The 15,721-nt window shown below is 64.0% G+C and carries 24 protein-coding genes; 21 read left to right on the forward strand and 3 right to left on the reverse strand.

The window, feature by feature from the left end; all coding sequences use genetic code 11:
* Window positions 1-147: 147 nt before the first annotated feature.
* From E0E00_RS11520 to E0E00_RS11530, 3 genes are read right to left on the reverse strand one after another with little or no spacing between them, the layout of a single operon-like run.
* Window positions 148-2,292, reverse strand: a complete 2,145-nt coding sequence (locus E0E00_RS11520) for a hypothetical protein (protein ID WP_130812702.1) — start codon at window positions 2,290-2,292, stop codon at window positions 148-150.
* 2 nt (window positions 2,293-2,294) lie between these two features.
* Complete coding sequence (locus E0E00_RS11525) at window positions 2,295-2,654, reverse strand: hypothetical protein (RefSeq protein ID WP_130812703.1); 360 nt, start codon at window positions 2,652-2,654, stop codon at window positions 2,295-2,297.
* A gap of 35 nt (window positions 2,655-2,689) precedes the next feature.
* Window positions 2,690-2,965 carry a hypothetical protein gene (locus tag E0E00_RS11530; protein ID WP_130812704.1) on the reverse strand — a complete coding sequence of 92 codons (276 nt, stop codon included), beginning with the start codon at window positions 2,963-2,965 and terminating at the stop codon, window positions 2,690-2,692.
* A gap of 1,481 nt (window positions 2,966-4,446) precedes the next feature.
* Here E0E00_RS11530 and E0E00_RS11535 point away from each other — a divergent pair.
* The 21 genes from E0E00_RS11535 to rpsE all read left to right on the forward strand — a co-directional run bounded on the left by E0E00_RS11535 (window position 4,447) and on the right by rpsE (window position 15,719).
* Complete coding sequence (locus tag E0E00_RS11535; RefSeq protein WP_165443688.1) at window positions 4,447-5,064, forward strand: zinc ribbon domain-containing protein; 618 nt, start codon at window positions 4,447-4,449, stop codon at window positions 5,062-5,064.
* 255 nt (window positions 5,065-5,319) lie between these two features.
* Entirely contained in the window at window positions 5,320-5,940 is a 621-nt protein-coding gene (gene rplC, locus E0E00_RS11540; protein WP_130812706.1) for a 50S ribosomal protein L3, read from the forward strand.
* Window positions 5,941-5,985: 45 nt separating this feature from the next.
* Window positions 5,986-6,612: a 50S ribosomal protein L4 gene (gene rplD / locus E0E00_RS11545; RefSeq protein WP_130812707.1), complete on the forward strand. Its 627-nt coding sequence runs from the start codon at window positions 5,986-5,988 to the stop codon at window positions 6,610-6,612.
* The gene (gene rplW, locus E0E00_RS11550; RefSeq protein WP_130812708.1) at window positions 6,612-6,914 is read left to right on the forward strand and encodes a 50S ribosomal protein L23; all 303 of its coding nucleotides are present in this window, start codon (window positions 6,612-6,614) and stop codon (window positions 6,912-6,914) included. Before rplD ends, rplW begins: the two co-directional genes overlap by 1 nt.
* Window positions 6,915-7,049: 135 nt before the next feature.
* Window positions 7,050-7,886, forward strand: a complete 837-nt coding sequence (gene rplB, locus E0E00_RS11555; RefSeq protein WP_130812709.1) for a 50S ribosomal protein L2 — start codon at window positions 7,050-7,052, stop codon at window positions 7,884-7,886.
* A gap of 29 nt (window positions 7,887-7,915) precedes the next feature.
* On the forward strand, window positions 7,916-8,176 hold the full coding sequence (rpsS, locus tag E0E00_RS11560; protein ID WP_130812710.1) for a 30S ribosomal protein S19: 261 nt from the start codon (window positions 7,916-7,918) through the stop codon (window positions 8,174-8,176).
* A gap of 13 nt (window positions 8,177-8,189) precedes the next feature.
* Window positions 8,190-8,549, forward strand: a complete 360-nt coding sequence (gene rplV / locus E0E00_RS11565; protein ID WP_130812711.1) for a 50S ribosomal protein L22 — start codon at window positions 8,190-8,192, stop codon at window positions 8,547-8,549.
* 7 nt (window positions 8,550-8,556) lie between these two features.
* On the forward strand, window positions 8,557-9,267 hold the full coding sequence (gene rpsC, locus E0E00_RS11570; RefSeq protein WP_130812712.1) for a 30S ribosomal protein S3: 711 nt from the start codon (window positions 8,557-8,559) through the stop codon (window positions 9,265-9,267).
* On the forward strand, window positions 9,267-9,692 hold the full coding sequence (gene rplP, locus E0E00_RS11575) for a 50S ribosomal protein L16 (protein ID WP_130812713.1): 426 nt from the start codon (window positions 9,267-9,269) through the stop codon (window positions 9,690-9,692). The genes rpsC and rplP overlap by 1 nt, the downstream gene beginning before the upstream one ends.
* A gap of 5 nt (window positions 9,693-9,697) precedes the next feature.
* Window positions 9,698-9,913, forward strand: a complete 216-nt coding sequence (gene rpmC / locus E0E00_RS11580; protein WP_130812714.1) for a 50S ribosomal protein L29 — start codon at window positions 9,698-9,700, stop codon at window positions 9,911-9,913.
* A gap of 17 nt (window positions 9,914-9,930) precedes the next feature.
* Window positions 9,931-10,197, forward strand: coding sequence for a 30S ribosomal protein S17 (gene rpsQ, locus E0E00_RS11585; RefSeq protein WP_130812715.1), 267 nt, complete (start codon window positions 9,931-9,933; stop codon window positions 10,195-10,197).
* 81 nt (window positions 10,198-10,278) lie between these two features.
* Window positions 10,279-10,647, forward strand: a complete 369-nt coding sequence (gene rplN, locus E0E00_RS11590) for a 50S ribosomal protein L14 (RefSeq protein ID WP_130812716.1) — start codon at window positions 10,279-10,281, stop codon at window positions 10,645-10,647.
* Window positions 10,648-10,670: 23 nt separating this feature from the next.
* Window positions 10,671-10,979, forward strand: coding sequence for a 50S ribosomal protein L24 (gene rplX / locus E0E00_RS11595; protein ID WP_130813128.1), 309 nt, complete (start codon window positions 10,671-10,673; stop codon window positions 10,977-10,979).
* A 174-nt stretch (window positions 10,980-11,153) separates the two neighbouring features.
* A complete protein-coding gene (locus tag E0E00_RS11600; protein WP_130812717.1) occupies window positions 11,154-11,546 on the forward strand; it encodes a hypothetical protein in 393 nt (130 codons plus the stop codon).
* Between the two features lie 292 nt (window positions 11,547-11,838).
* Window positions 11,839-12,612, forward strand: coding sequence for a zinc ribbon domain-containing protein (locus E0E00_RS15085; protein ID WP_165443689.1), 774 nt, complete (start codon window positions 11,839-11,841; stop codon window positions 12,610-12,612).
* A 276-nt stretch (window positions 12,613-12,888) separates the two neighbouring features.
* Complete coding sequence (rplE, locus tag E0E00_RS11610; RefSeq protein ID WP_130812719.1) at window positions 12,889-13,449, forward strand: 50S ribosomal protein L5; 561 nt, start codon at window positions 12,889-12,891, stop codon at window positions 13,447-13,449.
* Window positions 13,450-13,518: 69 nt separating this feature from the next.
* Entirely contained in the window at window positions 13,519-13,704 is a 186-nt protein-coding gene (locus tag E0E00_RS11615; RefSeq protein WP_032110525.1) for a type Z 30S ribosomal protein S14, read from the forward strand.
* 87 nt (window positions 13,705-13,791) lie between these two features.
* Entirely contained in the window at window positions 13,792-14,190 is a 399-nt protein-coding gene (rpsH, locus tag E0E00_RS11620) for a 30S ribosomal protein S8 (RefSeq protein ID WP_032110524.1), read from the forward strand.
* A gap of 31 nt (window positions 14,191-14,221) precedes the next feature.
* Window positions 14,222-14,758, forward strand: a complete 537-nt coding sequence (rplF, locus tag E0E00_RS11625; protein ID WP_130812720.1) for a 50S ribosomal protein L6 — start codon at window positions 14,222-14,224, stop codon at window positions 14,756-14,758.
* A gap of 61 nt (window positions 14,759-14,819) precedes the next feature.
* Window positions 14,820-15,188: a 50S ribosomal protein L18 gene (gene rplR / locus E0E00_RS11630; protein WP_130812721.1), complete on the forward strand. Its 369-nt coding sequence runs from the start codon at window positions 14,820-14,822 to the stop codon at window positions 15,186-15,188.
* 9 nt (window positions 15,189-15,197) lie between these two features.
* The gene (rpsE, locus tag E0E00_RS11635; RefSeq protein ID WP_130812722.1) at window positions 15,198-15,719 is read left to right on the forward strand and encodes a 30S ribosomal protein S5; all 522 of its coding nucleotides are present in this window, start codon (window positions 15,198-15,200) and stop codon (window positions 15,717-15,719) included.
* The last annotated feature ends 2 nt before the right edge of the window (window positions 15,720-15,721 follow it).

The following is a 15,721-nucleotide window of genomic DNA, read 5'->3' on the forward strand; positions in this document are numbered from 1 at the left end:
TGTGACGGGGGGCGTGAGTACACAGTGATAACGAAAAGGATGTCTGATTGTGATGCGAGCCGGGCGTGGGCAAGCACAAGCCGGCGTAGGAGCGTCGGCGGCGTCAGAGGTGTATAGGAGACGGGGTCCTTCCCCCGCCGCGCCACCCTACTCGCCCCCCGGGAAGGCGGGGACGTAGTCGTTGAGGGGCTCACCGGCGGCGGCCCTGTCCCTGTTGAAGTACTCGAACCAGGTGGAGGAGCCCTCGTACGGGGTGCCGTCGTCCCTCCTCACCAGGCCGCAGCCCGTCCCCGGGTCGTAGGCGGCGCCATTATCCCTTGCCTGCCAATCGAGAAAGTCGGGGTATTCGCGTAGCTGCCTCAGTATCCAAGAGCTCTCCGTGTCTTGGTAGAGGTCTCTGAGCACCGGTATGGTCGCCTCCTCTGCCAGGTCTCTTCCGGTGATGGCAAAAGAGAAGTTCATCGACAGCATCTCCCTCATTTTTCCTCCCGTGACTGTCTTGCCGGTTTCTGAGGCGTATTCGTTGGCAAGGTCGTCGAACATCCTGTCGACGGTATCCGTGGTGTACACGCCATCCGGATTGGTGAGAAGTCTGCCGTAGTCCGGCTCGCCGCTCAGGTCAAATCCAACCCCGACCTTTGTCATGATGCCTTTGCTCGCGTTGGTGGCGACGTCCGTCTCGATGCCTGTGATCGCCCCGTCCTGAACCGAGTCGACGTAGTCGACGAAGTCATCCCACGTGCTGCTGAGAATGTCAATGGAGGTGCTGATCGCCTTCGAGACGGCTTCCATGTCGGCGGCGGAGGCCGCGAGGGCCTGCGTCAGCACCTTCTCGATCCCGTCCCCGCCACTGCGTATGATGTGCTTCTTGAGGGCGTCGGTCGCATGGTCTGCAAGCGACGACTGCACGTCGAAGTTGGCCTCGCTCTTGCGGATGCCCTGCAGCATCTTAACTGCGTCCGTGGCATTGCCGGCCACATACGTATGCGTGCGGGCAGGCGTTACTGAATAGGCGAGACCGTCCAGGCCGGGCAGCACGAAGCAGATCACGACTGCCGATGCCGTGGTGTAGGACTGCTGCTCATCGGCCACGTTGACGGCACGCAGCACCGTGAGGTCGATGTCCGCATGGTCCGCCGAGGTGCTGCGCACCAATGCGGCGTTGTCATCGCTGGCCAGGCTGGAGATGACGTTCGCCCCCTGCACGCGCATCCAGTACCCGGGGTCGTCCGCGTCATCCTGCTTCAGGAGGCCATCGGCCGCCTTGGCCATCCTGCCCAGGAGGGAGCACCTCTCCATCCCGTACGTCGTGCCGGTGAAGTGGGGATCCTGGTAGTCGGGGCCCTTGTACGCCTTGGAGAGGTCCACGCTCTCCCCGTTGGGCAGGTATGAGCACTCGAGAAGCCTGTCGATGCTGCCGGTGTCGGAGCTCCCGTCCATGCTCGCCCACATGCGCAGATAGGCGCCGGCGGCAGCCATGACATCGGAGTCTGCCACGAGGTCGTCCGGCAGGTGCGTGAGGGCCGAGTACAGGCTGGCGTCGAAGCCGTGCGAGTCCTCCCCGTATATGTCGTCGGCAGACAGCGCCCCATCCGCCAGCGCGGCCGCGTAGGCCACGCACTGGTCGTCCGAGCCGTTGTCCCGGAGCCAGTCGAGCGCCCGCGCATGGACATAGCGCGTGTCGACGCCCTGGGACCAGTCGCCTATGGTCGCGAGCGACCAGCCCTGCCCGGGTACGAAGCTCGCGGAGGCGACGTCGTCGCTGGCCTGTGCCATGCGCTCGGCCTCCTCCTGTGCCTCCGAGTAGAGGGAGGCCGACGTCGACGCGTATTGCATCGCGGCGTCGATCTGCGCCTGTATCCCCTGGGCGGCCGAGTACAGCCGCAGCGCGCGCATCTCGTTCCCCGAGCCCTGGAAGCACGGGTCGTCCATCTGGTCCTCGAGCTCCTGACGGCGACGGTCCAGCTCGTCCTTGTCGCCAGCGAGTTCGTCGGTGTCTATGACGCCGCCGGCGTCGCCGGTCAGGGCCTCGAGGGCGGCGATGTTCGACGCGTTTGCCAGGGCCAGGGACTCGTAGGCCACCACATGCTGCTGCAGGGCGGGAAGCCTGAGCCTGCGCACGTACTCCGCAAACGACGTATAGCCATCGCCGCTCAGTCCCGCCGACTCCCCCATCTGGGACAGCGCGCCCTCGATTGCGGACACCCTGCCGGCTGCCTGGTCGCCTTTGGTGGCAAGCTCCGCGTTCTCGTCGTTGAGAAGGCGAATGGCCTCTGACTTCCTGATGATCATGGTCAGGACCCTCCCTGCCGATACTGCCTGCGGAGCCTCTCGAGCTCCTCGTCGTAGTCCCTCTCTATCCGGTACCGCTCCCGCCTGGCATCCTCGAGCGCGTCATCCAGCCTGCCCATGACCTCGCGCGAGTCCAGGAGGTAGTGTTGGAGCTCGTCGGCAACCAAGGAGGAATCGAGGCCCTGCCTGCATGCGGCCCGCTCCGCCAAGGCCACGATGCGCAGGTATGACAGGCCCTCCTCGTCCCTTTGGGCGTCGAGCCTGCGCATCCTCGCGTCGTTCGCCTCGACGCGTCGGTCGTAGAGCGCATCGAGGCGCCGCTGCTGCTCCACGTACTCTTCCTCGTAATCCATCGTTGGCATCGCAGCTACCCCCTTCGGTCAACCCGCCGTGGGCATCAGCCGCCCAGGATGGCCTGCGCAAGGGCCTGGTCCTCCTGGTCGAAGGCCCGGCCGATCGCAGACAGGGCCTTCGCGTCCCTCTCCACGGCACCCTCCCAGGATGACATGCCTGCGCAGACGTCCGCTACCACCTCGTCATGCGCGGGGCCGGAGCCGGGCGCGCCTGCCGCAAGCGACTCGAACGAGAGCGACGCGTACTCCTCCTCGCCGCCCACAAGCGCAGACGCCGCCTCATCGTTCAGCGATGAGTCCGATGCGATCTCGCCGACCAACGCCACCACCTCCACCTTGGAAGTGTCCTTCGAACCTCGTCAGAGGCCCTCGGGCCTTGATGGCATGAAGGGTATCACAACGACCCGTGATAGCCCCTCGGACCTCGGTGGAAGCCGTCAACCGCAGCCTCGGTGCACGGGTCCACGACCGCTTGAGTAAGATGGGGATGGGATAGCCAAGGCAGGGGATGGGCAACGTCACCATCGACGGGGGCGTTCGTGGGTGCCGGAGGCCCTATTCGGCGGTGAGCGGGTGATTCTCTGGGACAGACGTGCCCTCTCGCGTGTCGTCCACAGGCTCCCCATGCCGACGGTCCCAAGCCTCGTCCTTGCGCTCTTCCTGGCCCCGGCTGGGTTGGTGTTGCCCAGGGCGGACGTCGACAACGTCGACGCCTTGCTCGTCACCTGCACGAACGACATCGCGGGCCCGCGCGGCCGACGCGGACGTGGGCGTGCCTAGCCCAGAGGCCGCCGCGGACGGCGCTGACAATGGCCTCGAGCAGGGCTCGGCTGCGCGCAGGAGGGCCCAGTTCGATTGAAGTCACCAGGCCCGACGGGACAACCGTGAGGACTCGAGGGGATGCGATTGCCGTCGATACGGACGAAAACGGCAATGTGACAAACGCCTATATCCAGGAGTACAAGTCTTCGGAGACCGCGTCGTTAATCAGAATGGTGCTCTGCGACCTGCAGGTTGGCCCTGCCGTACAGTGGGAAACCTGTGGCTTAGGTGCAGTTGGCCATGGGCGTTTGCTGAGAAAACCTCAGGTCACGGGATCGCGCTCTTCTCTGGGCGCGCAAGTAAGGCGCAGATTCCCGTTGGGGGGTCTACCAAGTGACGAGAACGCGCGACTGGCGGGACGGCTGCCTGTGCTGCTCGGCGAGGGCCATTCCCGATGGCAGGATTCCGCCATCGTGCGTACGCACGACAGGGACTATCTGCCAATCCAGCCCTCCAAGAGCCCGTTTCTGGCAGAGAACCGCCATCGTGCGTACGCACGATGCCGACTTGCTGCCATGGTCCTCCCGGCCAACTGGGGAGACGCCGGTGGCTTGGCAGAATTCCTGGGTCGTGCGTACGCACGACAGGGACTTGCTGCCGATCCCGTCTCCCAGGGCCCCGCGCTGGCAGAGAACCGCCATTGTGCGTACGCACAATCCCCAATTGCTGGCCAGCGGGGGCGGGTCGGCGGCCTGGTGGCACCACCTGGCGAGGTGACAACCTCGCTACCTGCGGTTCCTCTCAGCGATAAAGGCCGCAGACCAGCGATAAAGGCCGCAGACAGAAGTGGGACCGCAGATTTGCCGCCGGAGGCCAGCGCTTGGCCAGCGCTTGGCCAGCGCCTGCGCAAGCACGCCTCGCGCCTCTTCATCGAGGACCAGTAAGGCCAGCAAGGGTTGATGAGATTGCAAAGTCCGCGTGGCTAGGGTAGTCTCTATGGGTACTGCCTACGCGATGGATGCCCAAACGAGGGGGTCGTATGTTTTGTCCTCAGTGCGGAAAGAGGCTCGCTGGAACCGAGAAGTTCTGCTCCAGTTGCGGCTTCAACCTTGCCGTGTCCCCTAACAGCGTGTCCACCGGCAGCGCTGCGGGCGCTCGGCCCGCTACGCCTGGTCCGACCCAGCAGCCAGCGCGTACCTCCGCTCCCGTTGTGGCCTCAGAGCTCGTGACGCTCACTGCGGCATTGCTCATAGGCATCGCCGCCCTCATGCCGTTCCTTGTGTCCTCGGGCTTCGGCTACGACTACTCCGTGGCCCTCGCCGATGCCCCCGACGGCACCGTGCTGGTATTTCTCGCCATTGCAACTGCGGTGCTGTCCATGGTGCACAAGCGCGTTGCCACACTCGTCCTGTCTTCCATCACTACGGCGCTCGCGCTCTTTGAGATTTGCTCGATCTCTCTCATCATGATGCGCTCGACGTACTCCATAAGCTACGTGGACCTTGGGTCTGGCTTCGGCCTGCTTCTGGTGGGCATCGTGGTGGGGATAATCTCCATCGTCCTCCTCTCGGTGGACGTTAGGCGCGAGAAGCGCGAACGCGCGTGGGCCATGGGTACGTTCATTCCCGCCAACGGAAACCCCCCGTACCAAAAGTAGGGGGTCCATGCCGCTTCTGGGTCCAGGTGACCCATGGATACGCCCGACGGCGCGGAATTCGAATCCCCAGCTCTTGGGGTCAAAAAAATCTGCGGAGACATTGTGAATGCCCTGTCTTGTATGTAAACTAGACAGGCTGCGCTAAGGGGGGAGGTGTGTCTCGCCCCCGTGTGGAGCACATATAGGACGTGGTCCGCTGGGGAGGGCAGAGGAGCTGCCCCGATGTCCCATGACCACCGAAGGTAAGGAATGAGCATGGTCAGCACGATCCTTGGCCGCAAGCTCGGAATGACGCAGGTGTGGGATGAGGACGACAACGTCGTGCCCGTCACCGTCATCCAGGCTGGCCCCTGCACCGTCTCGCAGGTGAAGACGAAGGCGACCGACGGCTACGACGCCGTCCAGATCGGCTTCGGAGGCATCAAGTCCAAGCACGTCAACAAGCCCATGGCTGGTCACTTTGCCGCCCACGGCGTCGAGCCCATGCGCTACCTGCGCGAGGTCCGCGTTGAGAACGGCGAGGAGCACCACACCGGTGACGTTGTCACCGTTGCCGACTTCACCGACGTCAAGGCCGTCGATGTCATCGGCACCTCCAAGGGCAAGGGCTTCCAGGGCACCATCAAGCGTTGGAACTTCTCTCGCGGTCCCATGACCCACGGTAGCCGCAACCAGCGCAGGCCTGGCTCCATTGGCCAGTGCGCCTACCCCGCCCGCGTCCGCAAGGGCCTGCACATGGCCGGCCACATGGGCGACGAGCGCGTCACCGTCAAGAACCTCAAGCTCGTTCGCGTCGACGCCGAGCAGAACCTCATGCTCGTCAAGGGCGCTGTCCCCGGCGGCAAGAACGCCCTCGTCCAGGTCCGCATGGCCTAAGGGCCCACGCGAGTAGGCACACACTTAGGCTAACAAGGAGGACTCATGTCCAAGTACGACATCAAGAACGTCGAGGGGCAGGCGGCCGGCCAGGCCGACCTCTCCGATGACGTCTTCGGCATCGAGCCGAACATCCCGGTCATCCATCAGGTCGTGGTCTGCCAGGACGCCTGCATGCGTCAGGGTACCCACTCCACCAAGAACCGTCACGAGGTCTCCGGCGGCGGCCGCAAGCCTTGGCGCCAGAAGGGCACCGGCCGCGCGCGCCAGGGCTCCATCCGCGCCGCCCAGTGGACCGGCGGCGGCGTCGTCTTTGGCCCCACCCCCCGCGACCACTCCAAGCGCGTCAACAAGAAGATGGTCAAGCTCGCCATGAGGTCCGTGCTCTCCGGCAAGGTCGCCGACTCCGAGCTCGTCCTCGTCGACGCCCTCTCCTTCGAGAAGCCCTCGACCAAGCAGGCCAAGGCCGTCCTCGACGCGCTCGGCGTCTCGGGCAAGCGCGTGACCGTGGTCATTCCCGACGATGACGTGAACGGCTACCTCTCCTTCCGCAACCTGGAGAAGGTCAACTGCATCGCCGTCTCCGAGGCCAACACCCGCAGCCTCATCGATAACGGTGCCCTCGTCATGCCCACCGACATCGCGAAGCAGCTCGAGGAGGTGCTCGCATAATGCAGTCCATCTACGACGTCATCATCCGCCCCATTGTCTCCGAGCGTTCCTACGACCTCATGGAGCAGGGCAAGTACACCTTCGAGGTTGCCAAGAAGGCCCCCAAGGAGGAGATCGCCGAGGCCGTTGAGAAGCTCTTCAATGTCCACGTGGTCAAGGTCAACACCATCAACGTGCGCGGCAAGGCCAAGCGCGTCCGCTATCAGGTCGGCATGACCCGCAGCTGGAAGAAGGCCGTCGTGACGCTCGCCCCCGGTGAGCAGATCGAGATCTTCGCCACCCAGCAGGCTGACGCAGAGTAGCAATTCGGCCCGGCCCCCCTCGGGGTCCGGGTTGTCATGCCGCGCATGATGGATACGCGCGGTACCGTGGTAATCCGGCGTCACCCAGCCAATCCCTGAGCGGGGTGGCCAACGGAGACAGAAGGGAAAGAAGTAATGGCAGTCAAGCACCTCAAGCCCACGAGCGCTGGCAGGCGTTTCCAGACGGTCTCGGACTTCTCCGAGATTACCGCCTCCAAGCCCGAGAAGTCGCTCCTTGAGCCGCTGCGCAAGAAGGGCGGCCGTAACAACAACGGTCGCATCACCGTCCGCCACCAGGGCGGCGGCAACAAGCGCATGTATCGTCGCATCGACTTCAAGCGTCTGAAGGACGATGTGCCGGCCAAGGTCGCAACCATCGAATACGACCCCAACCGCTCGGCGCGCATCGCACTTCTCCACTACGTCGACGGAGCCAAGGCCTACATCCTGGCCCCCGAGGGCCTCAAGGTCGGCGATACCGTCATCTCCGGCAAGGCCGGCGTCGACATCAAGCCCGGCAACTGCATGCCGCTCTCCGAGATCCCTGTCGGTACGCTCGTCCACAACGTCGAGTTCCAGCCCGGCAAGGGTGCGGCCATGGCCCGCTCCGCCGGCACCTCGGTCCAGCTCATGGGCAAGGACAACGGCTACGCAGTCCTGCGCCTCCCGTCCTCCGAGCTTCGCCGCGTGCTCCTCACCTGCCGCGCCACGATCGGCGAGGTCGGTAACGCAGAGCACTCCAACATCGTCATCGGCAAGGCCGGCCGCAACCGCTGGGCAGGCGTCCGTCCCACCGTCCGTGGTACGGCCATGAACCCTGTCGACCACCCGCATGGCGGCGGCGAGGGCAAGAACCACACCTCTGGCCGTCCCTCCGTGACGCCCTGGGGCAAGCCCACCAAGGGTTACAAGACGCGCGACCCCAAGAAGGCCTCCAACAGGCTCATCATCCGTCGTCGCAAGTCCAAGTAGCAGCACACGAGTAGTAGGAGAAAGAAAGCATGAGCAGAAGTCTCAAGAAGGGCCCGTTCGTGGAGACTCGCCTCCTCGCGCGTGTCACCGCTATGAACGAGGCTGGCAAGAAGGACGTCATCAAGACCTGGTCCCGCGCTTCCACCATCTACCCCGAGATGGTCGGCCACACGATCGCGGTTCACGATGGTCGCAAGCACGTCCCCGTGTACATCACCGAGTCCATGGTCGGTCACAAGCTGGGCGAGTTCGCTTCCACCCGCACCTTCCGTGGCCACAAGGCTAACTAGGGGGTAAGCTCGAATGGCTAACACCGATTCCAACGAGGTCAGGGCCGTCGCACGCTACGTGCGCATCGCCCCGCGCAAGGCCCGCGTCGTCGTAGACCTCATCCGCAACAAGCCCGTCGACAAGGCTCTCGAGATTCTGCAGTTCACCAAGCGTGCGGCTGCCTATGACATCTCGAAGGTCCTCCGTTCCGCCATCGCCAACGCCGAGAACAACAACGGCCTTCGTGGCAACGACCTGTACGTGAAGCGCTGCTACGTCGACGAGGGCCCCACGCTCAAGCGCATCCGCCCCCGTGCCAAGGGCTCCGCGTCACGCATCAACAAGCGCACGAGCCACATCACCGTCATCGTCGCTCCTCGAAAGGAGGCGTAGGGAAAGCATGGGTCAGAAGGTTCAGCCTACAGGTTTCCGTCTCGGCATCACCGAGGACTGGCGTTCCCGTTGGTACGCCGATAAGAACTATGCCGAGAAGCTCGGCAACGACCTCGAGATTCGCAAGTTCCTCGGGAAGCGCCTCGAGAAGGCAGCCCTTTCCCGCGTCGACATCGAGCGCGCTGGCGACAAGGTGAAGGTCACCCTGTACACCGCCCGTCCGGGCATCGTGATTGGCAAGAAGGGTGCCGAGATCGACGCCCTGCGCTCCGGCCTCGAGAAGGTCGCCAAGGTCGGCAAGGGCCAGGTCGCCGTTGACGTCGTCGAGGTCAAGCGCCCCGAGCTTGATGCCAGCCTCGTCGCTCAGTCCGTCGCCGAGCAGCTCGAGCAGCGCGTTGCCTTCCGTCGCGCCATGCGCAAGGCGGTCCAGTCCGCCCGCAAGGCCGGTGCCAAGGGCATCCGCATCCAGTGCTCCGGCCGCCTGAACGGCGCCGAGATGGGTCGTCGCGAGTGGTACCGCGAGGGTCGCGTGCCCCTGCACACCCTGCGTGCCGTCATCGACTACGGCACCGCCACCGCCCGTACCACCATGGGTGCCTGCGGTATCAAGGTTTGGATCTATCAAGGCGAGAAGCTGCCTGGCCAGCCCAAGCCCACGCCGGCTCTCGAGGGCTCTTCTCGTCCCCGCCGCGCCCGCAATGAGAGGAGGAGCCGCTAATGCTCGCACCGAAGCGCGTTCTTCACCGCAAGGTCCAGCGCGGTTCCATGAAGGGCCACGCCAAGGGCAACACCAAGCTCTACTTTGGCGATTACGGCCTGAGGGCCGAGGAGGCTCATTGGATTACCAACCGCCAGATCGAGGCCGCCCGTGTCGCCATCACCCGTGAGATGAAGCGTGGCGGGAAGATCTGGATCACCATCTTCCCGGACAAGCCCATCACCAAGAAGCCGGCCGAGACCCGCATGGGTTCCGGTAAGGGCAACCCCGAGGAGTGGGTGGCCGTCGTGAAGCCGGGCCGCATCATGTTCGAGATCTCGGGCGTCGATGAGGCTGTTGCCAAGGAGGCCCTGCGCCTCGCCCAGTACAAGCTGCCCATCAAGACCAAGATCGTCACCCGCGCCGACCAGGACGGGGAGGAATAGTCACCATGAAGTACAAGGACATCCAGGCCCTCTCGGACGAGGAGCTTGCCAAGAAGCTGGACGACGGCAGGGCCGAGCTCTTCAACCTCCGCTTTCAGATGGCCACCAGCCAGCTGGACAACACCGCTCGCGTCAAGCTCGTGAAGCGCGACATCGCTCGCGTCCAGACCGAGATTCGCGCCCGTCAGATTGCCGCGGAGAAGTCCGCCGCGCAGAAGTAGCAGGAGAGAGATAAGACATGGCAGAGACCAAAAGCAGGAACGTCCGTAAGGTTCGCACCGGGACCGTCGTCTCGCTCTCCGGCGACAAGACCGTGACGGTGAAGATTGCCTACCGCAAGCACCACCCCAAGTACGGCAAGATGATGACCAGCACCAAGAAGCTCCACTGCCACGACGAGAACAACGAGTGTGGCCTGGGCGACACGGTGAAGGTCATGGAGACCCGCCCGCTGTCCAAGACCAAGCGCTGGCGCGTCGTCGAGATTGTCGAGAAGGCCAAGTAAGCAGCGAACACCCAGGGTTCCCCATGTGCGTCGCCTGTGTGGGCGCACCTCTGGCGGGATATAGGTTCGGAGGAACATCACATGATTCAGATGGAGACCATGCTCAACGTCGCTGACAACAGCGGCGCCAGGCGCGTCAAGTGCGTCAAGGTCCTCGGTGGCTCCAAGCGCCGCTACGCTGGCCTCGGTGACGTCATCATCGGCGCGGTCCAGGAGGCAACTCCCGGCTCCAGCGTCAAGAAGGGCGACATCGTGCGCTGCGTCATCGTGCGCACCAAGAAGGAGGCCCGCCGTAAGGACGGCAGCTACATCCGCTTCGACCAGAACGCCTGCGTCCTGGTCGACAAGGAGGGCGAGCCCAAGGGCACGCGCATCTTCGGGCCCGTCGCCCGCGAGCTGCGCGACCGCAAGTACATGAAGATCGTCTCGCTCGCACCCGAGACGCTGTAAGGAGGCCTGGACACATGCCTAAGATGAACGTCAGGAAGGGCGACAAGGTCGAGGTCATCACCGGCAAGGACAAGGGCAAGCAGGGCGAGGTCCTGCGCGCCATGCCGAAGGATTCCAAGGTCATTGTCGATGGCGCTGCCATTGTGAAGCGTCACACCAAGCCCACCGCCATGAACCAGCAGGGCGGCATCATCGAGAAGCCTGCCCCCATCCACGTCTCCAACGTCATGCTCGTTTGCCCCGTCTGCGGCAAGCGCACGCGCGTTGGTCACGACGTCGATGACAATGGTCGCAGGGTTCGCGTCTGCAAGAAGTGCGGCGCGAAGTTCTAGGCCATAGGGCGCAAGGCACGCACGAACCACGAGCCCGATTGCCGCTGCCGCGGCGGTCGGGCTCGTTCCTATCGAACTGCTTTGCAGACAAGGGGAGGATGCCTGCCAAACGTGGGACGGGTGCCGGTAAGGATCCCGGTCACACCGGGAGAGGCCAGGGCGAGGGAGGAGGCGATGCCAACCGCGCCGTTTGACTTCGCCGCCTTTGTGGGAGACACGAGCAAGCTTCCCAGGACTCCCGAGGTTGGCCTGGCGGTTGAGCGCGCGTCCGAGGCGGACATCATCATCGGCAACGTGGCGCCCTCCCTTATCTGCGCCTCCCCTCGGCTCCAGTGGATACAGCTGGGGTCAGTGGGTTTCGAGGAATACCTTGCCGAGGGTGTGCTTGACCCAAGGACGTTGGTCGCAAATGGCACGGGCGCGTACGGGCCAGCCGTTGCGGAGCACTCGCTCGCGATGGTGCTCTCGCTGATGAAGCGCCTGCCCGCCTACCATGATGACCAGCGTGCGCACGCTTGGGCAGACGAGGGAATGACATCCTCCCTGGACGGGGCGCGCTTGACGTGACCTGCCCCGAGCCCCTTCCCGCAGACGACCCCCTGTAGGATGCGCCCAACCTCATCATCACGCCTCACGTTGCAGGGTTCTGGCACCTGCATGCCACCCTCGAGCGCGTGGTGGCCATAGCGATAGGCAACCTCGGCCGCTACGCTAGGGGAGAGGAACTCACAAACCTCGTGCGCGGCTAGGCAATGCGCCCTATACTACTATGGGTGTACCCGCGTGGGATCCGCGTCCCATCGCCCACGGGGTGCGTATACATCGGACGCGCAAAGTCCGACCAACGGAAGGGAGCACAATGTACGGATACGGATATGGCTACGGCAGCCCAAGCTATGGTTATAGCCTTGGCAACGCGGGTGGGATCTTCGGCACCCTCATGGTGATCGCGTTCGTCGTGGCAATCGTCTTGGCGGTCCTTGGGTACCGCAAGTACGCAAGCGACGGGGCCGAGCGGAGCTTCAGCATCAAGGACAGCAGCACGTGGGGGCCATTCCTGCGCTTCGACAAGCTTGTCATCGACAAGATCTTGAAGGCCCTCTACATCTTCACCGCCATCTTCATCGCGCTGCTCTTCTTGGCGCTTGCCCTTGCCTCGCTGGCGGCTGGAGTCGTGGTGTTTCTCGTCACGCTCGTCGTCTGCGTGATCCTCTGCGTGATCTGCGAGCTCCTCGTGCGCGTGGGGTACGAGTCAGTCATGTTGAGCGTCATCATCACGCGCAACACCTCTGACATCAAGCAGATGCTGCGCAACCGTCCGGAGTCGCAGCTGCCGCCCTTCGGTACGGCCCCGGTGCCGCCGACGAACCCGGTGCCGCCTGCGGAGCCCGTGACCGAGGCACCTGCTCCCGAGGCTCCCGCAGCAGCCGCTCCCGCAGCGCCTGTGGTCCCCGTGCCTCCCACAGAGCCCAAGGACGAGTCCGCTTCGGCCCCCGAGTCTCCCGCTTCGGCCCCCGAGTCTCCCGCTCCGGCCGAGAAGGCTGACGGCGGCGCTGCGTTCTGCTCCGAGTGCGGCGCCAAGGTCGAGCCCGGTGCCCGTTTCTGCCCTGATTGCGGGACCAAGCTCAACTGAGCCAAGCCACACAGGCTCGATTGATTGCTTTGCGACGGCCCTTCTCGCGCAGGCGGGGAGGGCCTTATCGTGTTGATACTGAGGAGAATTTCCCAGCGTGAAAGGCGAACGTGCCCACAGCTGGCACAAAAAAGCCGGAAACACTATCATTTGACCTCGCGTCGCTGGCAGGGACTATGCTGCCTCGTGGCGTGGTACATGGCCCCTGGGGTTGCCAACCCAGGGGGTGCGAGAAAGAAACCCCGCACGTAAACCACCAAGATCAAAGGAGTGAACATGGCAGAGGAGAAGTACGTGCCCCGCCTCAAGCAGAGGTACTACGACGAGGTTCGCGATGAGCTGCAGAAGCAGTTCAACTACGCGAACGTCATGCAGATCCCTCGTCTCGAGAAGATCGTCGTGAACATGGGCGTTGGCGAGGCCGCAACCGATTCCAAGGCAATCGACGGTGCCGTTGCCGACCTGCGCGTCATCACCGGCCAGCAGCCGCTCGTCACGCATGCCCGCAAGTCCATCGCAACCTTCCACCTCCGTGCCGGCCAGGCCATCGGCGCCAAGGTCACCCTTCGCGGCGACCGCATGTGGGAGTTCCTCGACCGCCTCATCGCCGTTGCCATCCCGCGCATCCGCGACTTCCGTGGCCTTTCGCCCAAGAGCTTCGATGGGCGCGGCAACTACTCCATGGGCGTCACCGAGCAGCTGATCTTCCCCGAGATCGACTACGACAAGATCGACCGCACGCGCGGCATGGACATCACCATCGTGACCACCGCTCCCACCGACGAGGAGGGCAAGGCGCTTCTCGGCGCCTTCCATTTCCCGTTCAGGGCGGAGTAGACCAAACCATTGCAATGACCTCGCCCGGGATAGCCCCGGGCGGTCAGGATGCACCATGAAGGAGGATTTGTGGCTAAGACATCGATGATCGTCAAGGCGAACCGCGAGCCGAAGTTCTCGACGCGCAAGCAGAACCGCTGCCAGCGTTGTGGGCGTCCCCACTCCGTCTATCGCAAGTTCGGGCTCTGCCGCGTGTGCTTCCGCGAGCTGGCGAGCAAGGGCGAGCTTCCTGGCGTCCGCAAGGCGAGCTGGTAGGACGCAGGGCTCCGGCGTCCAGGCGCCCATGCCATGGGTTTGGGCGAACCGGACACGCAGGTTCATCATGACGAAGGAGAAGGATCAATGAAGATTACCGATCCCATTTCAGACATGCTGACGCGCATTCGCAACGCGAACTCAGCGGGCAAGGCCGAGGTCTCCATGCCCTCGACCAAGGTGCTCGTGGAGATTGCCCGCGTCATCAAGGAGGAGGGTTACATCGAGGGCTACGAGGTGGAGGACACCAAGCCCCAGAAGACCCTTCACATTACGCTTAAGTACGGCAACAGGCGCGCCCGCGTCATCCGCGGGATTCGCCGCATCTCCAAGCCGGGCCTTCGCATCTACTCCCAGGCAGACAAGCTCCCTCGCGTCCTGGGCGGCCTCGGCACCGCCGTCATCTCGACTTCCAAGGGCATGATGTGCGACCGCGACGCCCGCAAGCTCGGCGTCGGCGGCGAGGTCATCGCCTATATCTGGTAGAACTCCCGCTGAATCAAGATAGGAGGAGACAATGTCTCGTATTGGTAAGAAGCCTGTCCAGATTCCGGCTGGAGTCACGGTGACCATCGACGGTGCCACCGTCTCGGTCAAGGGCAGCAAGGGCGAGCTCACCCGCACCTTCTCCGAACTCGTGAGCGTTGCTCGGGACGGTGACGTCCTTACGGTCTCCCGCGTTGACGAGTCCAAGGAATCCAACGCACAGCAGGGCCTCGTCCGCACCCTCGTCCACAACATGGTCGTGGGCGTCTCCGAGGGCTTCGAGAAGAAGCTCGAGCTTACGGGCGTTGGCTATCGTGCCGCGCTCAAGGGCAAGGACCTCGACCTCTCCCTCGGCTATTCCCACCCCGTCATCTTCGCCTGCCCCGACCGCATCTCGTTCGAGGTGCCCGACAACACCCACATCACGGTGAAGGGCATCTCCAAGGAGCAGGTGGGCCAGGTTGCCGCCGAGATTCGCGAGAAGCGTCCGCCCGAGCCGTACAAGGGCAAAGGCATCCACTACGAGGGCGAGCACATCCGCCGCAAGCTCGGCAAGGCCGCCAAGTAGCACGTAGGACCAGGCACAAGACCATCACCCCGTCAGGTGATGGCGTGACTAAGGAGAAGGAATGAACAAGCAGCAGAAGAAGGCGGCGGGTCTCGCGCGCCGCAAGCGCCGCGTCCGCGCCAAGATCTTCGGTACCCCAGAGCGTCCTCGCCTCTGCGTGCACCGTACCAACGCCAATATCTATGCGCAGGTCGTCGATGACACCGTGGGCAAGACCCTGTGCTCTGCCTCGACCCTTGACCCTGAGTTCCGTGCGACCGGCAAGGTGGGTTCCAACAAGGAGGCTGCCGAGTTCGTGGGCCAGCTCGTTGGCAAGCGTGCCCTCGAGAAGGGCATCACCACGATCAGATTCGACCGTGGCGGCCGCATCTATCACGGCCGTGTCCAGGCTCTGGCAGACGGTGCCCGCAGCGCGGGCCTGAAGTTCTAGGAGGATTCAATGGCACGTGATCGTAAGCGCCAGCAGGACACGGACCTTCAGGAGCGCGTCGTCTACATCCACCGCGTCTCCAAGACCGTCAAGGGCGGCCGTCGCATGTCCCTCGTGGCTCTCGTCGTCGTCGGCGATGGCAAGGGCAACGTGGGTCTGGGCATGGGCCGCTCCACTGAGGTGCCCCTGGCAATCCAGAAGGGCGTCGAGGACGCCAAGAAGAACATGTTCAAGGTCCCCATCACCGATGCGGGCAGCGTCCCCCACGCGATCGAGGGCCACTACGGAGCAGGCCGCGTTCTCATAAAGCCGGCTATCGAGGGTACTGGCGTCATTGCCGGCGGCCCCGTTCGCCCGCTCTTCGAGCTCGCAGGCATCACCAACGTCCTTTCCAAGTCTCTCGGCACCAACAACGCCATGAATATCATCAAGGCCGCTGCCGAGGGCCTCAAGGAGCTCTCCAGCCCCCAGGAGACCGCCGAGCGCCGTGGTATCACCGTCTCCGAGATGTTCGTCGGGAAGGAGAACTAGCG

This window comes from Olsenella sp. Marseille-P4559, from assembly GCF_900605015.1.
Taxonomy (GTDB): domain Bacteria; phylum Actinomycetota; class Coriobacteriia; order Coriobacteriales; family Atopobiaceae; genus Tractidigestivibacter.